Raw genomic sequence first — 3,845 nt, forward strand, 5'->3', positions numbered from 1 at the left:
CTGACATATTGCGTACATGTTTGCATTGGGATGTTTTTGATAAATTGGAATGAATTCTGCACCAAATCCAAGTCCAACAATGGCAATATTTATTTTTTTCTGACTCATATTATTAACTGATACAATGTTTATTTGATACGTTATTTACTCCAGTTTCTTAAAAATTTACCCCCTTCTTCGGCAAAACTATCCTGGCTTGGCGCAAGTGTACGCCAGATGCAAACCGCTCCGGCCAGTTCTTTTATCTCAGGGGTAAAACTTTCGATTGAAACCGCACCCTGGTAGTTTATCGCTTCTAATCCTCTTTTATAGGCATCCCACCGGGTTTGACCAGTACCTGGAGTACCTCTGTAGTTTTCAGAAACCTGTACATGCAAAAGGTCCTTACCTGCAAGCAAAATTGCCCTTTCAATATCAGGTTCTTCAATATTCATATGAAATCCGTCCAGCAATATCTTTGCTGTCGGATGATTGATATCTTTAATCAGGCGAACAACATCTTCGGCGGTATTGATCAGATCAGACTCGAAACGGTTCAACGGCTCTATGGCCAACTGAAGTCCTCTTTCCTGCGCCATTCCCCCTACTTTATGAAGATTGGTCGCCGCCCTGTCCCACTCTATTTTTTTCTGTTCAGGCGATACTAAACGTGCCTTACCTACTGCAGAATACATTGGCCCGGCAAAAAAACCGGCCCCAATTTCATATGCTATTTCCAGGCAAGATTCTATGTAATTAAAACTGGTATCATGATACTTTACATCTTCATTTGTTAAATCTCTGGTTGGTCCAAAAGCCCCACAAATGGCAGGCACTAAATCAAATTCTTTAAGTGCTTCTTTAACCCTTTTTGTGTCAATTAGTGCAGGATCTTCAATTGGTATTTCTACCATATCGTATCCCATACTCTTGATCTTCGAGAACAGTGAAATGGTGTCTGTTTTAAATGGCGATGTCCATAACCATGTACTAACACCTAACTTTATATTTAAACTCATAATGTACCGGCAGATATTTGATTGCTATTTATTTGGTTACTTTCATTACACCATTCATGATGCTCCAATGCCCCGGAAAAGTACACAGGAAAGGATAGTCTCCTGGCTTATCAGGTGCAGTGAACTGTAAGGTAACTTTTTCTTCCGGATTCAGCAACTTGGTTGCGAACAAGATCTCAGGAATAGCAGGCACATAATTCTTCTCTGCACCGTTAGGATCCTTCGCCATTTCATCTGCGGCCGCACCCACTTTTTTAAGTGTGCCGGGTTTAGAAATCACCATGTTGTGCTGCATAAAATCCGGGTTTTCCAGGTTAATGGTTACCGTTTGCCCTGCTTTTACCGTGAATGAGGTTTTGTTAAACTTCATTACATGCTCTACAACCTTGATGTTGATCACCACTTCATCAGAAGGCTTAGCAGAATGATGTTCTTTTTCAGCTGAAGCCACATCTTTGTTTTTCACATTCGGAAGGATGTCCTTAACTATCGTCTGAATATATGCAGATGGATTTGAGGCTGTTTTAGACATCGCCAGGAACCCTTCATGATGCAGTAATGCTGCTGTATACAATGCCTGAGCAATGTATTTATCTTTTGCATTTACCGAATCCGCAGCGGCTTCGTACAAAAGATGTCCAAGATGAACAGAAGCAGGTATATCTGATATGGCAAGTATAGCCGCCAGGCGAACACGAAGATCTTTGTCTTTAAGTAAACCTGATTTTTGGATTGAGCCAATCATTGCATTGTCTTTTGGAAGCGCTTGGATGGCAGCCTTTCTTACACCAGCTGCAGGATGATTTAAGGCCTCCTGCACTGCCTTTAAGGCTTCAGCATTAGATCCATCTAAGGCACCTAATCCTTGTAAGGTCCAGATCGCATTTACTGCAGGTCCGTTTAATCCTATTTCGTCTATTTTTTGATTGCTGATGATTTTGTAAAGTCCAGGAATAACTGACCGGTTTTTAGATTCCACGATTAAACGCTGAGCAGTCATTCTCCAGAATAGGTTATCGTTTTCTAAAGCGGAAAGTAATCCTTCAGGATGGTCTTTAGACAGCTTAATTGGGGTATATGCTTTCGCATTTTTATATTTAATTCTGTAGATACGGCCACGTACACGGTCACGTAGTGGATTGATGTATGCATTACCTTCTCCATTCTCAAATCCACGCGGCGTAGGGTTGTGCTGAATGATAAAATCATACCAATCTGCTACCCACACTGCACCATCGGGTCCCACTTCGGCGTGTACAGGACCCACCCATTCGTCGGAACTCGCCAAGAAATTCCAGCCGTCTTTTTCTATGAAACCGGCACCTTCTTTTTTAAGTAGGGCACTGTGAATTACTCTTCCGGTGGGTTCACAAACAAAGGCTGTGCTGTTCCAGTAACTTTTAGGAAAATTCCTTGCAGTATAGAAATTATGACCTGCAGCGGCGGTAAAACCACCATGCACATCTACCTGTCTTAAATTTGGAAATACCACATGCATTTCATAATGACCATCAATCTTTTGAACCGGTTGAACCTTAGAACCAGGTAATACTTTTTGCATATATTTTTCCGGCATCGAGAAAAATGCAGTATGCGTATTGTTGGCAGTAGAAATAAACACATCATTCTCTTCTGTAAAGGCTAATCCCCAGGTGTTGTTGCTGGTCTTACCTTTGAAATCAAAGTTTTTGCCATCAGGTGTAAAACTGTACACCCCCTGACTGAACTTCAGATTCTGATCGCCAATTTTACCTTCAAAGCCAGCATATCCCACCACTCCCCAGATCCGATTATCGAATCCGTATTTTAAATTTGAAGGGCCGGCATGGGTATCGCTTTTACCCCATCCGGTGATGATATTTTCACGAATATCAGCCTTATCATCGCCATCGGTATCTTTCAGGAAAATAAAGTCAGGGGCCTGTGCAACGATTACACCACCGTTTGAAAACATGATACTGGTAGGAATGTTCAAACCATCGGCAAAAATTGTAAACTTATCTGCTTTACCGTCTCCGTCAGTATCCTCACAAATCTTTATTCTGTCGTCGCCCTTGCCATTTTTATTTCTTATTGTATTTGGATAATCTATCGTTTCTATTACCCATAGTCTTCCTTTTTCATCCCATGCCATTGAAATTGGGTTAATAATATCAGGCTCTGATGCAAAAAGCTGTATGTCAAAATCTACAGGAACCTGCATACGCTTTTGGGATTCAGCAGCAGTAAAGGCATGCTGGAATCTTGGTGCCGGATCACGTTTTTCGTAATTAGGAATATTGGCATCAGAATACACGCCAACAGGAATTTTGTAATCGGCAATTTGCTTTTGCACTTTATCTCCCAAAGCCCAGATGACCCCATTACTGATCAGTTTTATAAAATCAGGTTGTTTCCAGGTGCTATCATTGTGACCACTTGCGGTATAAAATACCCTCCCTTTACCTTGTTTGCGAACCCAGGTATAAGGCTCATGTAAATCGCCCTCAACACGTTCCTGCAAAACAGTCATATCGGGATTAAGCTTGGTATGAACATAGGTTTCATCCCATGAGGAGAAAGGATTAACGCCTTTCATGACAGGGTGATTTTTATTCACCGTTACCGCCGAGAATACCCCTGTTTTATGGGTACTAAACTGTCCGCCAACGGCCTGAATATACCAATCAGAATTCTGAAAGCAGAAAGATGCAGAGTGAATAGGGATTAAAGCTTTCCCCCCCTCTACAAAATCTTTAAGTGCTTTTTCCTTGTCCGGAGTAATGGTATCATAGTTACCGTAAATAATGATACCATCGTATTTATTAAGTGTCTGAGTGTTTAACAAACTCGTATCAGTGGTATAAG

General features: G+C 41.4%; 2 protein-coding genes. Both read right to left on the reverse strand.

Annotated elements, in window-relative coordinates:
• Positions 1–140: 140 nt before the first annotated feature.
• Complete coding sequence (locus tag AC1DDX_RS20360; RefSeq protein WP_337715738.1) at positions 141–998, reverse strand: sugar phosphate isomerase/epimerase family protein; 858 nt, start codon at positions 996–998, stop codon at positions 141–143.
• Positions 999–1,026: 28 nt separating this feature from the next.
• Positions 1,027–3,845 (reverse strand): PVC-type heme-binding CxxCH protein (locus AC1DDX_RS20365; protein ID WP_477622493.1); only part of this gene is annotated, 2,819 nt, incomplete at its 5' end.

The sequence above is a fragment of the Pedobacter sp. 10L46_2 genome, from assembly GCF_056395165.1.

Excerpts from the sequence above, each read along its gene's own strand:
- AC1DDX_RS20360 (WP_337715738.1), bottom strand. The coding sequence starts at position 998 with ATGAGTTTAAATATAAAGTTAGGTGTTAGTACATGGTTATGGACATCG.